This window comes from Streptomyces incanus, assembly GCF_042656345.1.
In the GTDB taxonomy this organism is placed as follows: Bacteria; Actinomycetota; Actinomycetes; order Streptomycetales; family Streptomycetaceae; genus Streptomyces; species Streptomyces incanus.
Window position 1 is genome coordinate 59,218 of the sequence record NZ_JBHSPC010000077.1, and the last position, 17,534, is coordinate 76,751.

A 17,534-nucleotide genomic window follows, 5' to 3' on the forward strand; every position below is an offset into this window, starting at 1 on the left:
CAGGAGCCCCCATGAGCACCCTCGACAGCCCGCCGTCAGCCGTGGTGACGGGCAAGCCGGCCGAGAAGACCACGCCCCGGCGGCCCGACACGCGGCGGCGCGGTGAGGTCGGCCGCGGCGGCGTCCTCGCCTCGCACGGCATCCTGGTCGTGGCGAGCGTCGTCGCGCTGTTCCCGGTCGCCTGGCTGGTCTTCCTGTCCCTCGGCCCGGACAAGGACGACTATCTGCGCCCCGGCGGTATCTGGGGCAAGATGACGCTGGACAACTACGCGTTCGTGCTGCAGAACACGAACTTCTTCGACTGGCTCAAGAGTTCGCTGATCGTCTCGCTCGGCACCACCGTCATCGGCGTCCTGGTCGCCGCCACCACCGGGTACGCGGTGTCCCGGATGCGGTTCCCCGGGTACAAGAAGTTCATGTGGGTCCTGCTGGTCACCCAGATGTTCCCGGTGGCCGTCCTGATGGTCCCGATGTACCAGATCCTGTCCGACCTTCAGCTGATCGACACCTACTTCGGCCTCATCCTCGTCTACTGCTCGACCGCGGTGCCGTACTGTGCGTGGCTGATGAAGGGCTATTTCGACACCATTCCGTTCGAGATCGACGAGGCGGGCCGGGTCGACGGGCTGTCCCCGTTCGGCACGTTCGTGCGGCTGATCCTGCCGCTCGCCAAGCCGGGCCTGGCGGTCGCCGCCTTCTACAGCTTCATCACCGCGTTCGGCGAGGTCGCCTTCGCCACGACGTTCATGCTGGACGACGAGAAGTACACGCTCGCCGTCGGTCTGCAGAGCTTCGTCAGCGAGCACGACGCCCAGCGCAACCTCATGGCCGCCACCGCGGTCCTGATCGCGATACCCGTCTCCGCGTTCTTCTACCTCGTGCAGAAGAACCTGGTGGCCGGCCTCACCGCGGGCGGCACGAAGGGCTGACGCCCTCCGTCCGACGAATCCCGCGCGCCACGGCGCGCGGGGTAGGCGGCCGCGGTGTCCTCCCCCAAGCTCTTCGAGCAGGGGGACCCCCAGACCCCGCCGGCACCGCGGCCGCCTTGTCCCCCGCCTCCCGCCCCTCGGCCCCCGGCCCCACTCGCTTCCCTGACCGACCCCACGTATTCAAGGACGACATGAGCCAGCAGCACGCCGCCGCCCCGGCCCCCACCCCGACGACCGACGCTGCCGTAGCCACCGTCACCAGGCGCCGCGACTGGTGGCGGGACGCGGTGATCTACCAGGTGTATCCGCGCAGCTTCGCCGACAGCAACGGCGACGGCATGGGCGACCTGGAGGGCATCCGCTCCCGCCTGCCGTACCTGCGCGACCTCGGCGTGGACGCCGTGTGGCTCAGCCCCTTCTACGCCTCCCCGCAGGCCGACGCCGGCTACGACGTCGCCGACTACCGTGCCGTCGACCCCATGTTCGGCACCCTGCTCGACGCGGACGCGCTGATCCGGGACGCCCACGCGCTGGGCCTGCGGATCATCGTCGACATCGTGCCCAACCACTCCTCCGACCAGCACGAGTGGTTCAAGCGGGCACTCGCCGAGGGCCCCGGCTCGCCCTCGCGCGACCGCTACCACTTCCGCCCCGGCAAGGGCGCGGACGGCGAGCTCCCGCCCAACGACTGGGAGTCGATCTTCGGCGGCCCCGCCTGGACCCGGGTCACCGAGCCCGACGGCACCCCGGGCGAGTGGTACCTGCACCTCTTCGCCCCCGAGCAGCCCGACTTCAACTGGGAGCACCCGGCCGTCGGCGACGAGTTCCGCTCCATCCTGCGGTTCTGGCTCGACATGGGCGTGGACGGCTTCCGCATCGACGTCGCGCACGGCATGGTGAAGGCCGAGGGCCTGCCCGACCTGGGAGACCACGAGCAGCTGAAGCTGCTGGGCAACGATGTCATGCCGTTCTTCGACCAGGACGGCGTCCACGACATCTACCGGCAGTGGCGGCTCATCCTCGACGAGTACGCGGGCGAGCGCATCTTCGTCGCCGAGGCCTGGACCCCGACCGTCGAGCGCACCGCCAACTACGTCCGCCCCGACGAACTGCACCAGGCCTTCAACTTCCAGTACCTGGGCACCCATTGGGACGCCGAGGAACTGCGCGAGGTCATCGACCGCACCCTGGACTCCATGCGCCCGGTCGGCGCCCCCGCGACCTGGGTGCTGTCCAACCACGACGTCACCCGGCACGCCACCCGCTTCGCCAACCCGCCCGGCCTCGGCACCCAGATCCGCCAGGCCGGCGACCGTGAACTGGGCCTGCGCCGGGCCCGCGCGGCGACCCTGCTGATGCTGGCGCTGCCCGGCTCGGCCTACGTCTACCAGGGCGAGGAGCTGGGCCTGCCGGACGTCGTGGACCTCCCCGACGAGGTGCGCCAGGACCCGGCGTACTTCCGGGGCGCGGGCCAGGACGGCTTCCGCGACGGATGCCGGGTGCCGATCCCGTGGACCCGCGACGGTTCCTCGTACGGCTTCGGGGGCGGCGGCAGCTGGCTGCCGCAGCCGGAGGGCTGGGGCGAGCTGAGCGTCGAGGCGCAGACCGGAACGGCCGGCTCGACCCTGGAGCTGTACCGCGCCGCGCTCGCCGTGCGCCGGGAGCAGGCCGACCTGGGCGCGGGCGAATCGGTGGAGTGGCTGCGGGCCCCCGAGGGCGTCCTCGCCTTTAGGCGCGGGGAGTTCGTGTGCGTCGCGAACACCACGGGCGAGGCGGTGACCACGCCGTCCTACGGCAGGGTACTGATCACCAACGGTGAGGTGGCCGAAACCGGCGACGAGGCGAAGGTGCCGGCGGACACGACGGTGTGGTGGACACGGGCCTGACGACTCGCCGGCCACAGGGCCCGCCGCTCCCTCCCGGGGAGCGGCGGGCCCTCGCCCTGCACGGAGTGCGCCGTCAAGTCCGCTGCCCGCTCCGCCGGTTCGCCTCACGCACCCTGGCACTCAGCTCGGCGGTGCGACGACCTTCCCGCAGCGCTTCCGCCAGCTTGCGTGCCGTGCCCGGATTGCAGCGTCCGAGATCCACCAGCGGCGGCAGACAGTTGCTGGCCAGCGAGACGGTGTCGAGCCCCAACGAGGGCAGGAGCACGCCGGCGTCGTCCAGTGCCAGGGAGAGTTCATTCCTGGCCTCGTCGGCGTCCCGGATCGCGGCCGCGCGCCTCGTACGTTCCTGTGGTGCCATGAGTGCGGTGTCCTTCCTTCGTGATGATCCCGACTCTCCCCACGATCATCGGTACGTGACGCTACGCTCACCAGCGGTAACGGTTTTCGTTGCACCGGATCGAAAACGGGGGACAGCCGATGCCCGCGCCGAAGGAACTCGACCCGTCCGCGTCCCTGCCGGCGTTGTACGGCGTGAAGTTGCGCAAGCTCCGCGTCCGCGCCGGGTTCACGCAACGCGGGCTCGGTGACCTGATCCCCGTCGCCCACAGCCGTATCGCCCAGTTCGAACTGGGCAAGGAGACCCCGCCCGAGGACGTCAACACCAGGCTGGACGAGATCCTGGAGGCCGACGGCGACCTGGTCGACCTGTGGACTCACCTCAAGCGGACGCCGATCCCGGACTGGGCGCGGAAGTTCGTGGCGTACGAGGCCAGGGCGAACGCCATGCACAAGTACATGGCGCACAGCGTCCCGGGCCTGCTCCAGACCGAGGCTTACGCACGTGAGGTGCTGCGCCATGGACAGCCGTGGTGCGCCGTGGAGGAGATCGAGGAGAAGGTGGCGGCGCGGCTGAGTCGGCAGAGTCTGCTCCGGAGGCCGCAACCGCCACTGTTGTGGGTGGTGCTCGACGAGTCGGTGATCCGACGCCCGGTGGGAGGTCCGACCGTCATGCGGGAGCAGTTGGCCTCTGTGCTGGAAGCCGCCCGCACCCCGCATATCGAGGTGCAGGTGATGCCCTTCGTCGCGGGGGCCCACTCCGCCATGGGCGGCTCGCTCACCCTCCTGTCGTTCGACAACGCGCCGGACGTGGCCTACCTGGAGGCGGGGCACTCGGGTGAGTTGGTGGAAGACCGGGCCATGGTGACCCGGCACTCCCATCGTTACGATCTCGTCCATGCCCGAGCCCTGCCGCCAGAGGCATCCATGGCCCTGATCCGGCGGGCCATGAAGGAGTACGAGACATGCGCAGTACCCGACCCGACCTGACGGCCGCAGTGTGGCGCAAGAGCACGTACAGCGACGGCGGCGGCGGCGACTGCCTGGAACTCGCCGGCAACATCCCCGGCACCGTCCCCGTCCGCGACAGCAAGAACCCCACCGGACCGGTTCTGTTCGTCGCTCCGGCCGCCTGGGCCGCGTTCGTCGAAGGCATACGGCACGGCACGTCCTGACGCGGGTCCTCCGGATTCGTCGTGCCGTCCGAACGGCGGCCGATGGCAAGGCCCGACCTCATCTAGGCTGACGTGGCGAAACAGCATGGGTACCCGGCAGGCAACGGCGGATCGGGCGGATCGGATCATGTACCTCTCCAGGGTCTACCTGGCCAATATCAAGTCGTTCGACGAGGTGGACCTCGAACTGGCCCGGCCCGATGGTTCGTACGCGGGGTGGACGGTACTGGCCGGCCGTAACGGCTCGGGCAAGACCACATTGCTGCGGGCGATCTCCCTGGCCGTGAGCGGTCCCGCCGCCGCGCGAAGTCTGATGCCGGCATTCGAGAACTGGGTCGCGCACGGTGAACGCAGAGCGCACGCCGAAGTGGAGCTGGCGCACGACCCCGCATTCGACCGCTTCACGCAGGGGCGTCGGCCGTCCAGGGCGTTCTGGTCGGGTCTGCGGTGGGTTCTTCCTCCGGAGACGGGCCACGGGAAGGGGAAGCCCGGCAGAGCGGTGCAACCCTCCCTGGACCCGGTCAACTACACCGGTGCCAAGACGATCACCGCTCAACGCGGCCCCTGGGCCGACAATCCGGAAGGCTGGTTCTGCGCTGCCTATGGCCCCTTCCGGAGGCTTGCCGGAGGTTCGGGAGAGGTGCAGCGGCTCATGACGGCCGCAGGACCGGTGGCTCGGCAGGCGAGTCTGTTCCACGAGGACGCCTCGCTCGCCGAGGGCGTGACATGGCTCATCGAACAGCACCTGCGGGCGCTTGAGCAGCGGGAGGGAGCCGAGGAGCTGCTGGCCTCCGCGTTGGAGATCCTCGGGGACGACCTGCTGCCCGACGGCTGCCGGATCGACGGTGTCGACTCCGAAGGGCTGTGGGTGGTGCACCGGGAGCGTCGCTTCCCGCTGAAGGAGATGAGCGACGGCTACCGGACCGTCGCCGCCCTCGTCGTGGATCTCCTGAGGCAGATCTACGACGCCTATGGCGAGCTGGACGTGTTCTACGACGAGGAGACAGAGATTCCGGTCGCCGACTACCCGGGAGTCGTGATCATCGACGAGATCGACGCGCACCTGCACGTCTCCTGGCAGAGGCGCATCGGCAGCTGGCTCACCTCGCACTTCCCCCGCATTCAGTTCATCGTCACCACCCACAGCCCGTACATCTGCCAGTCGGCCGATCCGGGAGGTCTCATCCGGCTTCCGGGTGCGCAGGAGGAAGGGCGGGTCGAGAAGGTCTCGCCGGACGTGTACGACAGGGTCGTGTACGGAAGCGGGGACGACGCCGTGCTGTCGTACCTGTTCGGGCTCGACACGCCCTACTCGGAGAGGGCGGAACGGAAGCGGAGCGAGCTCGTGGCGCTGGAGATGAGTGTGCTGCGCGGCAGGGCGAGCGATGAACAACGCATGCGCTACCGGGAGTTGAAACGCAAGCTGGTGAGCTCCCCGGCGACCCGCGTGGACGAGGTGGCCGCGCGACTGCGTGACCGAGCCGACGATGAGTGGTCGTCGTGATCAGGATTCAACGAACCGGTCTGCCGCAGCGGACACGTCGGCGTATGACCGCCTACACACAGGAGATAGGCAAGGCCGGGAAACCGGTGGACCGTGCTCGAGGTCTGTGGAAGCACACCACCGTGCGGCGTCACGTCCACAGCGTGCTGAGCGAGGCCCTGGCGGGGATGGCCCCCGGTATCGAGCGGTGTATGTACTGCGGCGACAACCAGGGCACCGACATCGACCACTTCGAGCCGCTGAGCCGGGCCCCGCTGCGCACCTTCGACTGGAACAACCACCTGCTCGCCTGCTCCCTCTGCAACAGCCACCAGAAGCGAGAGGCGTTTCCCCTCGACCTCCGGGGGCGTCCTCTGCTGATCGACCCCAGCAGTGAGGACCCGGCCGATCACCTTCACCTGGTGCTCGCGGTGGGTGAGTACCTGCCCCTGACGCCCAGGGGAGAGGCGACCTGCGAGGTCTTCGGGCTCAACCGCGGAGTGCTGGTACGGGGCCGGCGGAAGGTCTACCGGATCACTCGGTTGTGCATCGAGGAGTGGCTGCGCGCACACGAGGAGGGTGACGCCGAGGGGGTGCGCGAGTGGACGAGCACCGTATGGGAACAGCCGACCGCCGATGTGGTGTACGCGATGTTCCACCAGGCGATGGCCCCCGGAGCGGAGGACGTGTTCGCCAACGACCCCGGGGTGCTGCGACTGCTGACGGATGAGCGGGTGCGGGCGGGGCTGCTCAGCTGATCCCGAACGGACCGGCAGGCCGTCCTTCCGGAATTTCTTGCCGCAACTTCACGCCGACCGCTGCCCTTTCGGAGGGTGAAGCTTTAACATCTGCGTCACCGCAAGGTTTCTGAAGGTTTCAGCAAGAAGCTTCAGCCGCCTTCGCACTCCCCACACCCTTCGATGAAGAAGGACACCCCACATGGCACGCAGAACCCTCGCCGGGGTCGCCGCGCTCGCGGTCGCCTCGGTTGTCATGACCCCGACTGTCGCGCAGGCCGCGCCGCCCGGGAACAAGGACGTCACCGCCGTCCTCTTCGAGTGGAACTTCAACTCGGTCGCCCGCGAGTGCACCACCACCCTCGGCCCCGCCGGGTACGGCTCCGTCCAGGTCTCCCCGCCCGCCGAGCACATACAGGGCTCGCAGTGGTGGACGTCGTACCAGCCGGTCAGCTACAAGATCGCCGGGCGGCTCGGCGACCGCACCGCCTTCCGGAACATGGTGAACACGTGTCACGCGGCCGGCGTGAAGGTCGTCGCCGACGCGGTCGTCAACCACATGTCCGCGGGCAGCGGCACCGGCACCGGCGGCTCCTCGTACACCAAGTACAACTACCCCGGCCTGTACTCGGCGCCCGACTTCGACAACTGCACCTCGCAGATCACCAACTACCAGGACCGCTGGAACGTCCAGAACTGCGAACTGGTCGGTCTCGCCGACCTCGACACCGGCGAGGACTACGTCCGCGGAGCCATCGCCGGGTACCTCAACGACCTGCTCTCCCTCGGCGTGGACGGCTTCCGCATCGACGCGGCCAAGCACATACCGGCCGCCGACCTGGCGAACATCAAGTCCCGGCTCTCCAACCCCGGCGTGTACTGGAAGCAGGAGGCCATCTACGGCGCCGGCGAGGCCGTCCAGCCCGGCGAGTACACCGGCACCGGCGACGTCCAGGAGTTCCGCTACGCCTACGACCTCAAGCGGGTCTTCAACAACGAGAACCTCGCCTACCTGAAGAACTACGGCGAGGGCTGGGGCTACATGAACAGCGGTGTCTCCGGCGTCTTCGTCGACAACCACGACACCGAGCGCAACGGCTCCACGCTCAGCTACAAGGACAACGCCAACTACACCCTGGCCAACGTCTTCATGCTGGCCTGGCCCTACGGCTCCCCGGACATCAACTCCGGCTACGAGTTCTCCTCCACGGACGCCGGTCCGCCGAACGGCGGTCAGGTGAACGCCTGTTGGCAGAACGGCTGGAAGTGCCAGCACGCCTGGCCGGAGATCAAGTCCATGGTCGCCTTCCGCAACACCACGCGCGGCCAGGCCGTGACGAACTGGTGGGACAACGGGAACGACGCCATCGCCTTCGGCCGGGGCAACAAGGGCTTCGTGGCCATCAACCACGAGTCCGGCTCTCTGACCCGCACTTACCAGACCTCGCTGCCCTCCGGCACGTACTGCAACATCCAGAACAACACGCAGGTGACGGTGAACGGTTCGGGGCAGCTGACCGCCACCCTGGGCTCCAACACGGCCCTCGCGGTGTACGCGGGCAAGTCGTCCTGCTGAACGCGCGCCGGTCGCGCCGCCGTTCAGGGGAGGCGGCGCGACCGGCGTCCGCATGAAAGTCCTTACCGTTACTTTCACAACCCTTGCTGTAAAGCTTTCAACGGCGATACGGTCGCGCGACACCCCGGTGACATGGCTGGAACAGGTCGTGCCGTGGTGCGGAATCGGCCCCGAATGAGCCGTAATCGCAAGGAGTTCACGCCTGTGACACCCAGATGGCCGGCGTCCGGGAGACGCCGCACCGCGCACGGCAGGCGGGTGGCCGCCGTCACCGCGGCCGCGCTCGCCGCCGCCCTCGTGCAGCCCCTGGCGGCCAGTGCCGCCACACCCCCCGCGCCCCCGTCCGACGCCACGCTGGCGAAGGCCCCCGCGCGGCACGACCTCACCCGGGAGCAGTTCTACTTCGTCCTGCCGGACCGCTTCGCCAACGGGGACACCAAGAACGACCGGGGCGGACTCACCGGTTCGCGGCTCAGCACCGGGTACGACCCCACCGACAAGGGCTTCTACCAGGGCGGCGACCTCAAGGGCCTCACCCAGAAGCTCGACTACATCAAGGGGCTCGGCACCACATCCATCTGGATGGCGCCCATCTTCAAGAACCAGCCCGTGCAGGGCACCGGCGAGGACGCGTCCGCCGGCTACCACGGGTACTGGATCACCGACTTCACCCAGGTCGACCCGCACTTCGGCACCAACAAGGACCTCGAGACCCTCATCGACAAGGCCCACGACAAGGGCATGAAGGTCTTCTTCGACGTCATCACCAACCACACCGCCGATGTCGTCGACTACGAGGAGAAGTCCTACGACTACCTCTCCAAGGGAGCCTTCCCCTACCTGACCAAGGACGGGAAGCCCTTCGACGACGCCGACTACGCCGACGGCTCGCGCACCTTCCCGCGCGTCGACGCAGGATCGTTCCCGCGGACCCCGGCCGTCCCCGCCGCCAAGAAGAACGTCAAGGTCCCCTCCTGGCTCAACGACCCGACGATGTACCACAACCGGGGCGACTCCACCTTCGCCGGCGAGTCCAGCGAGTACGGCGACTTCTCCGGCCTCGACGACCTGTGGACCGAGCGTCCCGAGGTCGTCGACGGCATGGAGAAGATCTACCAGCGGTGGGTGAAGGACTTCGACATCGACGGCTTCCGGATCGACACCGTGAAGCACGTCAACATGGAGTTCTGGACCCAGTGGGCCACCGCCCTGGACGCCTACGCGGCCAAGAAGGGGCGCGACGACTTCTTCATGTTCGGCGAGGTCTACTCCGCCGACACCGACGTCACCGCCCCCTACGTCACCGAGGGCCGCCTCGACGCCACCCTCGACTTCCCCTTCCAGGAGGCGGCCCGCCAGTACGCCTCCCAGGGCGGCAGCGCACGGAAACTCGCCTCCGTCTTCGGCGACGACCACAAGTACACGACCGACAAGGCCAACGCCTACGAGCAGGTCACCTTCCTCGGCAACCACGACATGGGCCGCATCGGGACGTTCCTGAAGCAGGACAATCCGAAGACGTCCGACGCCGACCTGCTGAAGAAGGACATGCTCGCCAACGAGCTGATGTTCCTCAGCCGCGGCAACCCCGTCGTCTACTACGGCGACGAGCAGGGCTTCACCGGCGCCGGCGGCGACAAGGACGCCCGCCAGACCCTGTTCGCCTCCCGCACCGCCGACTACCTCGACGACGACCTCATCGGCACCGACCGCACCCACGCCGAGGACACCTACGACACGAAGGCCCCGCTCTACCGGCAGATCAGCGCCCTCGCCAAGCTCCGCAAGGCCCACCCCGCCCTCACCGACGGTGTGCAGCAGGAGCGGTACGCGGCCGACGGCCCCGGCGTCTACGCCTTCTCCCGCACCGCGACCGGCACCCGCACCGGCCAGGACACCACCGAGTACGTCGTCGCCTTCAACAACGCCGACGAGGCGAAGAAGGCCACCTTCGCGACCGGCTCCGCCCGGATGACCTTCCGCGGCATCCACGGCACCGACGCCTCCGTCACCAGCGACGCCGGCAAGAAGATCACCGTCACCGTCCCGGCGGGCTCGGCGATCGTCCTCAGGGCGTCCGGCCCGCTCGCCAAGCCGGCCGCCAAGCCCACGGTCACCCTCAAGGCCCCCGAGGCCGGCGCCACCGGCACCGTCGAGCTCACCGCCGACGTCGAGGGCGGACAGCTCAACCGCGTCGTCTTCGCCGCCCAGACCGGCACCGGGAAGTGGCGGACGCTCGGCTCCTCCGACCACGCCCCCCACCAGGTCACCCACACCATCGGCGCGGACGTGCCCGCCGGCACCGCCCTGCGCTACAAGGCCGTCGTGATCGACTCCGCCGGCCGCACCGCGAGCGCCCCGGCCGCCTCCACCACCGGCACCCCGCCCGTCGAGGAACCGCCCACCGCCGCCTCCCGCGACCACGTGGTCGTCCACTACCAGCGCGCCGACGGCGCCTACGACGACTGGGGCCTGTACGCCTGGGGCGACCTCGCCGACGGCGAGGCCACCGAGTGGCCGGACAGCCACCCCTTCACCGGCCGCGACGCCTACGGCGCCTTCGCCCACGTCAAGCTCAAGCCCGGTGCCTCGGACGTCGGCTTCCTGGTGATCGACAAGGACGGCGACAAGGACGTCTCCACCGACCGCACGATCGACGTCACCAGGAACGGCGAGATCTGGATCGAGCAGGGCAAGGAGACCGTCACCACCGAACGGCCCGAGTACCCGGCGCAGGACACGACCAAGGCGGTGCTGCACTACCACCGCGCCGACGGGAACTACGACGGCTGGGGACTGCACACGTGGACCGGCGCCGCCGACCCCACCGACTGGTCGAAACCCCTGAAGCCGGTGAAGACTGATCCCTATGGCGCGGTCTTCGAGGTACCGCTCACCGAGGGTGCCACCAGTCTCAGCTACATCATCCACAAGGGCGACGAGAAGGACCTCCCCTCCGACCAGTCGCTCGACCTCAAGGCGAACGGCCACGAGGTGTGGCTGGTGAGCGGCGAGGAGAAGTACCTGCTGCCCCAGCCGCCCGGCTCGGCCGCCGCCGTCGACCTGACCACCTCGAAGGCGGTCTGGATCGACCGGAACACCGTCGTCTGGAACGGCTCCGCGGGCGCCGCCTCCACCCAGCTCCTCGCCTCCCGCACCGGCTCCGTGAAGGCGGAGGGCGGCACGCTCGCCACCGGCGACGACACCCGCGTCCTGCGCCTGGCTCCCACCACCCTCACCGACGCGCAGAAGGCGAAGTTCCCGCACCTGAAGGACGGCACCGCCTGGACCGTCGACCCGCGTGACCGGGACCGGGTACGCGAGGCCCTGCGCGGCCAGGTCGTCGCCGCCCAGCGCGCCGTCAACGGGGCGGTCCTCGCGGCGACCGGCGTGCAGATCGCGGGTGCCCTGGACGACCTGTACGCGGCCGGCGCGACGAAGGCGGAGCTCGGTCCGGTCTTCCGCAACGGCCGTCCCACGCTCTCCGTGTGGGCGCCGACCGCGCAGAGCGTCTCGCTGGAGATCGGCGGCTCCACCGCCACGATGAAACGCGACGACGCCACCGGCGTCTGGTCCGTCACCGGCCCGGCGTCCTGGAAGGGCAAGCCCTACCGGTACGCGGTGAAGGTGTGGGCGCCCAGCACCCGCGAGCTCGTCACCAACAAGGTCACCGACCCCTACTCGGTCGCCCTGACCACCGACTCCGCGCGCAGCCTCGCCGTCGACCTCGGCGACCGCGACCTCGCCCCCAAGGGCTGGTCGGGCCTGGACAAGCCGAAGGCCGTCCCCCTCAAGGACGCCCAGATCCAGGAGCTGCACATCCGCGACTTCTCCGTCGAGGACCGCACGGCGAAGCAGCCCGGCACCTACCTGGCCTTCACCGACAAGGACAGCGACGGCTCCCGGCACCTGCGGAAGCTGGCCGAGGCCGGCACCTCCTACGTGCACCTGCTGCCCGCCTTCGACATCGCTACCATCCCCGAGAAGAAGTCCGACCGGGCGACCGTCGACTGCGACCTCGCCGCCCACCCGGCCGACTCCGAGAAGCAGCAGGAGTGCGTGGCGAAGGCCGCCGCCAAGGACGCCTACAACTGGGGCTACGACCCGTACCACTACACGGTCCCCGAGGGCTCCTACGCCACCGACCCGGACGGCACGGCCCGTACCGTCGAGTTCCGGAAGATGGTCAAGGCGCTCAACGAAGACGGCCTGCGCGTCGTCATGGACGTCGTCTACAACCACACCGCGGCCAGTGGCCAGGCGAACACCAGCGTCCTGGACCGGATCGTGCCCGGCTACTACCAGCGACTCCTCGCCGACGGCTCCGTCGCCAACAGCACCTGCTGCGCCAACACCGCGCCCGAGAACGCGATGATGGGCAAGCTCGTCGTCGACTCGGTCGTCACCTGGGCCAAGGAGTACAAGGTCGACGGCTTCCGCTTCGACCTCATGGGCCACCACCCGAAGGCCAACATGCTCGCCGTGCGCAAGGCCCTCGACGCGCTGACCCTGAAGAAGGACGGCGTCGACGGCAAGAAGATCATCCTGTACGGCGAGGGCTGGAACTTCGGCGAGATCGCCGACGACGCCCGCTTCGAGCAGGCCACGCAGCAGAACATGGCCGGCACCGGCATCGCCACCTTCTCCGACCGGGCCCGCGACGCCGTCCGCGGCGGCGGCCCCTTCGACGAGGACCCCGGCGTCCAGGGCTTCGCCTCCGGCCTCTACACCGACCCCAACTCCTCTCAGGACAACGGCACCGAGGCCGAGCAGAGGGCCCGGCTCCTGCACTACCAGGACCTGATCAAGGTGGGCCTGAGCGGCAACCTCGCCGAGTACCGCTTCACCGACACCGACGGCAAGGAGGTCAAGGGCTCCCAGGTCGACTACAACGGCTCACCGGCCGGATACGCCGCCGTCCCGGGCGACGCCCTCGCCTACGCCGACGCGCACGACAACGAGTCGCTGTTCGACGCGCTGGCGTTCAAGCTGCCGACGTCCGTGAGCGCCGACGACCGGGCCCGTATGCAGGTCCTCGCCATGGCGACCGCCGCCCTCTCGCAGGGGCCGGCGCTCTCCCAGGCCGGCACCGACCTGCTGCGCTCCAAGTCCCTGGACCGCAACTCCTACGACAGCGGCGACTGGTTCAACGCCATCCACTGGAACTGCGCCGACGGCAACGGCTTCGGCCGCGGTCTGCCCCCGGCCGCCGACAACGCCGACAAGTGGCCCCACGCCAAGCCCCTGCTGGGTGCGGTGCGGGTCGGGTGCCCGCAGATCGAGGGCGCCTCGGCCGCGTACCGGGATCTGCTGAGGATCCGTACGACGGAGGGGGCCTTCTCCCTCGACACCGCGGGGCAGGTGCAGTCCGCGCTGTCCTTCCCGCTGTCCGGGAAGGACGAGACACCCGGCGTGATCACCATGCGCCTCGGCGACCTGGTCGTCGTCTTCAACGCCACGCCCCACCGGCAGGAACAGCGCGTCGGCGCCCTCGCCGGCACGGGCCACCGCCTGCACCCGGTGCAGGCGGCGGGCTCGGACGCGGTGGTGAGGACCTCGTCCTACACGGCGGACACCGGCACCTTCACCGTCCCGGCCCGCTCGGTCACGGTGTTCACCGCGGCCGGCTGACGCACCGGGCGCGGAACCGCGGAAGCTAAGGTGGGCCCTCCGACCTGGAACCGGAGGGCTCACCCATGCCGCAGATCACTGTCGACTACTCGGCGCAGCTGAAGCACGGCTTCGACCACGACCGGCCCGCCTTCGTCCGGGACCTGCACACCACCGTGGTGGAGATCGCGGCGGCGAAGCTCCCGGCGTGCAAGACCCGGTTCCGTCCGACCGAGGACGTCTTCATCGGCCACGACGAGGAGGCGGAGCACGCCCTCGTGCACGTCCACATCGCCCTGCTCCCCGGGCGGACCGAGGAGACCAAGGCGCGGCTCACCGAGGCCGTCCTGGAACTGGTACGGAAGCATGTGCGGGCGGTCGGCGATCTGACCCTGCACGCCTCCGCCGAGGTACGCGACCTCGACGCGTCGTACCGCAAGTTCGAGAGCGCGTAGGGCCTCACCGGCCGGCGGACGGTTTCACGTCAGGTCGGTGCGGCCCAGCCAGGCCGGCCGCACCGGCACTCCGTCCGCGTCCAGCTCGGCCTGCCGCTCAGCCGGCTCACCCGGGGGAGCGGCAGGGGCGGCCGGTGGCGGGGCCGGTGCCTCGACCACGGGTTTCGGGGCGGGGGACGCGGCGGAGTCCTCCAGGAGTTCCGCCACGGTGAACCGGGTCACGAACGACTGCCACGCCCCGTCGACGACGAGCAGGAACCCGTCGCCGGCCCGCAGGAGGCGACGGCGCTTGGGGCTCATGGGGTGCATGGGTACGTGGTTTCGCGCCCGCCGCTCCAGCTCCGCGAACGCCTCCGCCCGAGACCCGGTGACGTGCGCCACCACCTGTGCCTCCGTGTGCTTGCGCTCCCCGCCACCCACCGTCGTCTCGACGACGAGACCCCACGTCGTCATGGTGCTCACCGGGAAGCCAGTGCGACGAGCCGGGTGACCAGGTCGGTGAACGGTCCGTCGCCCGGCTCGTTCTTGAGCAGGTCGCGCAGCAGCACGCCCAACTTCTCGTCGTGGGCCGCGGCGACGGCACAGAGCGCGGCGAAGTCGTGCACCAGCTGGGTCTCCAGCTCGTCCCGCGGTATACGACGGCCGTCCAGCCAGAGCAGCGCCGTCGACTCGGCGAGCGAGATCCAGGACCGCACCACCAGTTCCAGCCGTGCGGGCGGATCCACCGCGCCCATGTGCGACAGAATCTGTTCGTACGCCCGCTGCCGTACGGAGTCGACCAGCGCGTTGGTGGTCGAGGAGGTCTTCATCGAGAAGGCTCCGCCCGCGGGGACCGCCGGGCCGCCGCGCATCAGAGCGGAGAAACCGGGCCCGTGCTCGTCGACGAAGTCGAAGTACCGGCCCATCACCCGCAGCAGCCGCGCCCCCAGCGGGCCCTCGCGCGGCTCCACGAACCGCGATGCCAGATCGTCCGCGGCACGCCTCAACGCGGCTTCGTAGAGGCTGAGTTTGCCGGGGAAGTAGTGGTAGACCAGCGGGCGCGAGATACCGGCCGCCGACGCGATCTCGTCGATGGAGACGTCGTCGGGCGAGCGGCGGCTGAACAGTTCGAGGGCGACGCCGATCAACTGCTGCCGTCGCTCCTCGACTCCCATTCTGCGGCGTGCCCCGGTAGTCATACACACAGCCTACCGATCGAACCCGGCCGTGAACGGTCCGGACCGGGCGGCAGTGATCATCCGGTCCGTCGGCCGGCCCGCCCCGGGTCAGCGGAGCCCGGTGACCGAGTCCCCGTTCTCCAGGGTGCCCTCGAGGTCGGCCTGGGCGCCCTGTTCTGCCTCGAGGGTCAGCAGGTTGCCCTGCGCGGTGCCCTTGACACCGCCCGTCGCGGTGACCGACGTGGTGTCGCGGCTGCCGGCGGCCAGCAGGTACCAGGTGCCCGCCCCGGACTTCCACAGCACCCCGGCCAGCACCCGAGGCTCACGCTCTCCGCACTGCGGTACGTCCTCGGCCTGGGCCGCCACCACCCCGAACGGCCCGCCCGGCGTGTGGAACTGAGCCTGCACCCGGGTACCGCCGCCCCGCCAGGTCTCGGCCCGGGTGCACACCCAGGCCGCCGAACCCTCCCCGCCCTCCGGGCGGGAGGACCCCCACCTCGCTCCGCTCGCGTCCGGCAGCGGCTGCTCGGCGAAGGCCCACGCGTTCACGCTCCGTACGCCCGCCGAGCTCATCGACGCCAGCGAGCAGGCGAACGGCGCCCAGGTGCGCAGTGCCTCGGCACCGGCGGCCCCACCGGCCGCCCCGGGCCGCCCCGCGGTCAGCACGGCCGGGACCAGCTCGCCGAGGTCGGTCACCAGCCGGGTGCCGGCGTCGTCGGTCAGCTCCAGCACGTTCCACGAGGTGCACGAGCCGGGTTTCAGGGCCGGACTCGCCAGCGGCGAGGTCACGCCGTCGGCGAGCGAGAGGTCCGTCGTGTCCGCGCCGGGCTCGCGCAGGTTCCGCGCACCGGCCGCACGTACCCAGGGCGCCGTCAGATAGCGGACATTGCCGTCGGACCGGCTCAGCACCAGCGCGCTCGCCCCGGCCCGGTCCGCGCCGTCGACCCGGGCGAAGTCGAGAGCGGCGCCCTCGGCGCCGTCCACGGGCTCGGCGTACCTGGCGATGCGCAGGCCGTCGTGGAAGACCACCACGCGCGCGTTGTCGACCGCCCCGGCGTACAGCAGCTGGGGCGGCCCCGCCGGGCCGCCGGACGGGGTGCCCGGCGTCGCCGAGACCTGGACCCGCTCGCCGGGCCGGGCCCACACGGCGAGGGCGCGGCGCAGCAGGCCGGAGTCGCCGGTCAGGCCGCCGCGGGCCGGCCACACGGAGAAGTCGGTACGCGCGGAGGTCTTCCAGGCGGGGGGGGAGACCCGGGTCAGCCGGCCCGGGGCCAGGGCGGCCTCGGCGGCCGGGTTCCGCGCGTACGGCGGCGCGGCCGCACCGTCGGGTGCCCAGCCGTCGTCCGGCAGCCCGATGAGCGCGCCGCAGACGACGAGCGCGGCCCCGGCGGCCAGCGCCGCCTTCAGATGGTGGCGGCGGTGCACCAGATCGGTCGGCCGGGCCTGCAGCGAGCAGGGGTCGAACGCGGGGGAGTCGAGCAGCCGGTACTCGGCCGGCACCCGGTCCGCCTCGCGCAGCGCGGCAGCCGCGTCGGCGACGCCCGCGTCGGTGAGCACCGTGCGGACAGCGTCGTCCGGAAGCCGCTCCAGACCGCGCAGCACATAGGCGGCGCGGGCCGGACCGGGCAGCGCGGACAGCTTCTGGTGCAGTGCGAGTTCGCCGGCACCGCCGGACCGGGGGTACAGGCGCAGCCCCCATACCTGGGGCAGTAGCGGCGGCAGTGCGGGCAGGGCCGGCAGCCCCGCCCGTTTGCGCCGCGCACCGCGCCTGCGCGACGGGCTCGCCCGCAGTGCCGCACGCACCACCTGGAGCCTGACCAGCGCGTAGCCGCGGTCGCCGTCCCGGCCGGCGGCCCCGCCGGACTGCCCGGAGCGGGCGGAGCGCGTCGCGGACCGCCGGGACGGGGCGGGGACGACCGGCGCCGCGGTGCGGCCGCGGGGGAGCGCGCGCTGCACCAGGGCGTGCGCGGTCAGTACCCGCCTGCCCCGGACACCCCGCTCGGCCGGCAGCATCAGGTAGGCGAGCCGGACGAGCCGCGGATAGTGCTCGACGAGGGCGGCCTCGGCCTGCCCGACGTCGAGGAGCGGACCGTCGGGGGAGGGGGGCGCGGGGCGCTTGGCGGCATGCTGTGACTGCACGTCAGGCAGAACGAGCGATGCGGCCGTAAGTCACCTGATTGCGCAGCGTCA

At 70.5% G+C, this 17,534-nt stretch carries 13 protein-coding genes; 9 read left to right on the forward strand and 4 right to left on the reverse strand.

Annotation, left to right across the window (positions count from 1 at the left end; translation table 11 throughout):
* The first annotated feature begins 11 nt into the window (after nt 1-11).
* Complete coding sequence (locus ACFP2V_RS23510) at nt 12-929, forward strand: sugar ABC transporter permease (protein WP_381215906.1); 918 nt, start codon at nt 12-14, stop codon at nt 927-929.
* Between the two features lie 191 nt (nt 930-1,120).
* The gene (locus tag ACFP2V_RS23515; RefSeq protein ID WP_381215909.1) at nt 1,121-2,815 is read left to right on the forward strand and encodes a glycoside hydrolase family 13 protein; all 1,695 of its coding nucleotides are present in this window, start codon (nt 1,121-1,123) and stop codon (nt 2,813-2,815) included.
* A gap of 73 nt (nt 2,816-2,888) precedes the next feature.
* Here ACFP2V_RS23515 and ACFP2V_RS23520 read toward each other — a convergent pair whose 3' ends face one another.
* Nucleotides 2,889-3,173, reverse strand: coding sequence for a hypothetical protein (locus ACFP2V_RS23520; RefSeq protein ID WP_381215911.1), 285 nt, complete (start codon nt 3,171-3,173; stop codon nt 2,889-2,891).
* Between the two features lie 119 nt (nt 3,174-3,292).
* Between ACFP2V_RS23520 and ACFP2V_RS23525 the strand changes: the two genes are divergently transcribed.
* From ACFP2V_RS23525 to ACFP2V_RS23555, 7 genes are all read left to right on the forward strand, one after another.
* Nucleotides 3,293-4,141 carry a Scr1 family TA system antitoxin-like transcriptional regulator gene (locus ACFP2V_RS23525; protein ID WP_381215914.1) on the forward strand — a complete coding sequence of 283 codons (849 nt, stop codon included), beginning with the start codon at nt 3,293-3,295 and terminating at the stop codon, nt 4,139-4,141.
* Complete coding sequence (locus ACFP2V_RS23530) at nt 4,117-4,326, forward strand: DUF397 domain-containing protein (RefSeq protein WP_381215917.1); 210 nt, start codon at nt 4,117-4,119, stop codon at nt 4,324-4,326. Before ACFP2V_RS23525 ends, ACFP2V_RS23530 begins: the two co-directional genes overlap by 25 nt.
* A 127-nt stretch (nt 4,327-4,453) precedes the next feature.
* Entirely contained in the window at nt 4,454-5,830 is a 1,377-nt protein-coding gene (locus ACFP2V_RS23535; RefSeq protein WP_381215920.1) for an AAA family ATPase, read from the forward strand.
* A 44-nt stretch (nt 5,831-5,874) separates the two neighbouring features.
* Nucleotides 5,875-6,567: an HNH endonuclease gene (locus ACFP2V_RS23540; protein WP_381215923.1), complete on the forward strand. Its 693-nt coding sequence runs from the start codon at nt 5,875-5,877 to the stop codon at nt 6,565-6,567.
* A gap of 181 nt (nt 6,568-6,748) precedes the next feature.
* A complete protein-coding gene (locus ACFP2V_RS23545) occupies nt 6,749-8,122 on the forward strand; it encodes an alpha-amylase (protein WP_381215926.1) in 1,374 nt (457 codons plus the stop codon).
* Nucleotides 8,123-8,326: 204 nt separating this feature from the next.
* Nucleotides 8,327-13,753, forward strand: coding sequence for a pullulanase-type alpha-1,6-glucosidase (gene pulA, locus ACFP2V_RS23550; RefSeq protein ID WP_381215929.1), 5,427 nt, complete (start codon nt 8,327-8,329; stop codon nt 13,751-13,753).
* A gap of 65 nt (nt 13,754-13,818) precedes the next feature.
* Entirely contained in the window at nt 13,819-14,187 is a 369-nt protein-coding gene (locus ACFP2V_RS23555) for a 5-carboxymethyl-2-hydroxymuconate Delta-isomerase (RefSeq protein ID WP_381215932.1), read from the forward strand.
* A 24-nt stretch (nt 14,188-14,211) separates the two neighbouring features.
* Here the strand turns inward: ACFP2V_RS23555 and ACFP2V_RS23560 are convergent, their stop codons facing one another.
* The 3 genes from ACFP2V_RS23560 to ACFP2V_RS23570 form a co-directional block, all read right to left on the reverse strand.
* Nucleotides 14,212-14,640 (reverse strand): hypothetical protein, encoded by a 429-nt coding sequence (locus ACFP2V_RS23560; RefSeq protein WP_381215935.1) that lies wholly within the window; start codon nt 14,638-14,640, stop codon nt 14,212-14,214.
* Nucleotides 14,641-14,645: 5 nt separating this feature from the next.
* Nucleotides 14,646-15,365 carry a TetR/AcrR family transcriptional regulator gene (locus tag ACFP2V_RS23565; RefSeq protein ID WP_381215938.1) on the reverse strand — a complete coding sequence of 240 codons (720 nt, stop codon included), beginning with the start codon at nt 15,363-15,365 and terminating at the stop codon, nt 14,646-14,648.
* A gap of 87 nt (nt 15,366-15,452) precedes the next feature.
* The gene (locus ACFP2V_RS23570) at nt 15,453-17,483 is read right to left on the reverse strand and encodes a hypothetical protein (RefSeq protein ID WP_381215941.1); all 2,031 of its coding nucleotides are present in this window, start codon (nt 17,481-17,483) and stop codon (nt 15,453-15,455) included.
* Nucleotides 17,484-17,534: the final 51 nt, after the last annotated feature.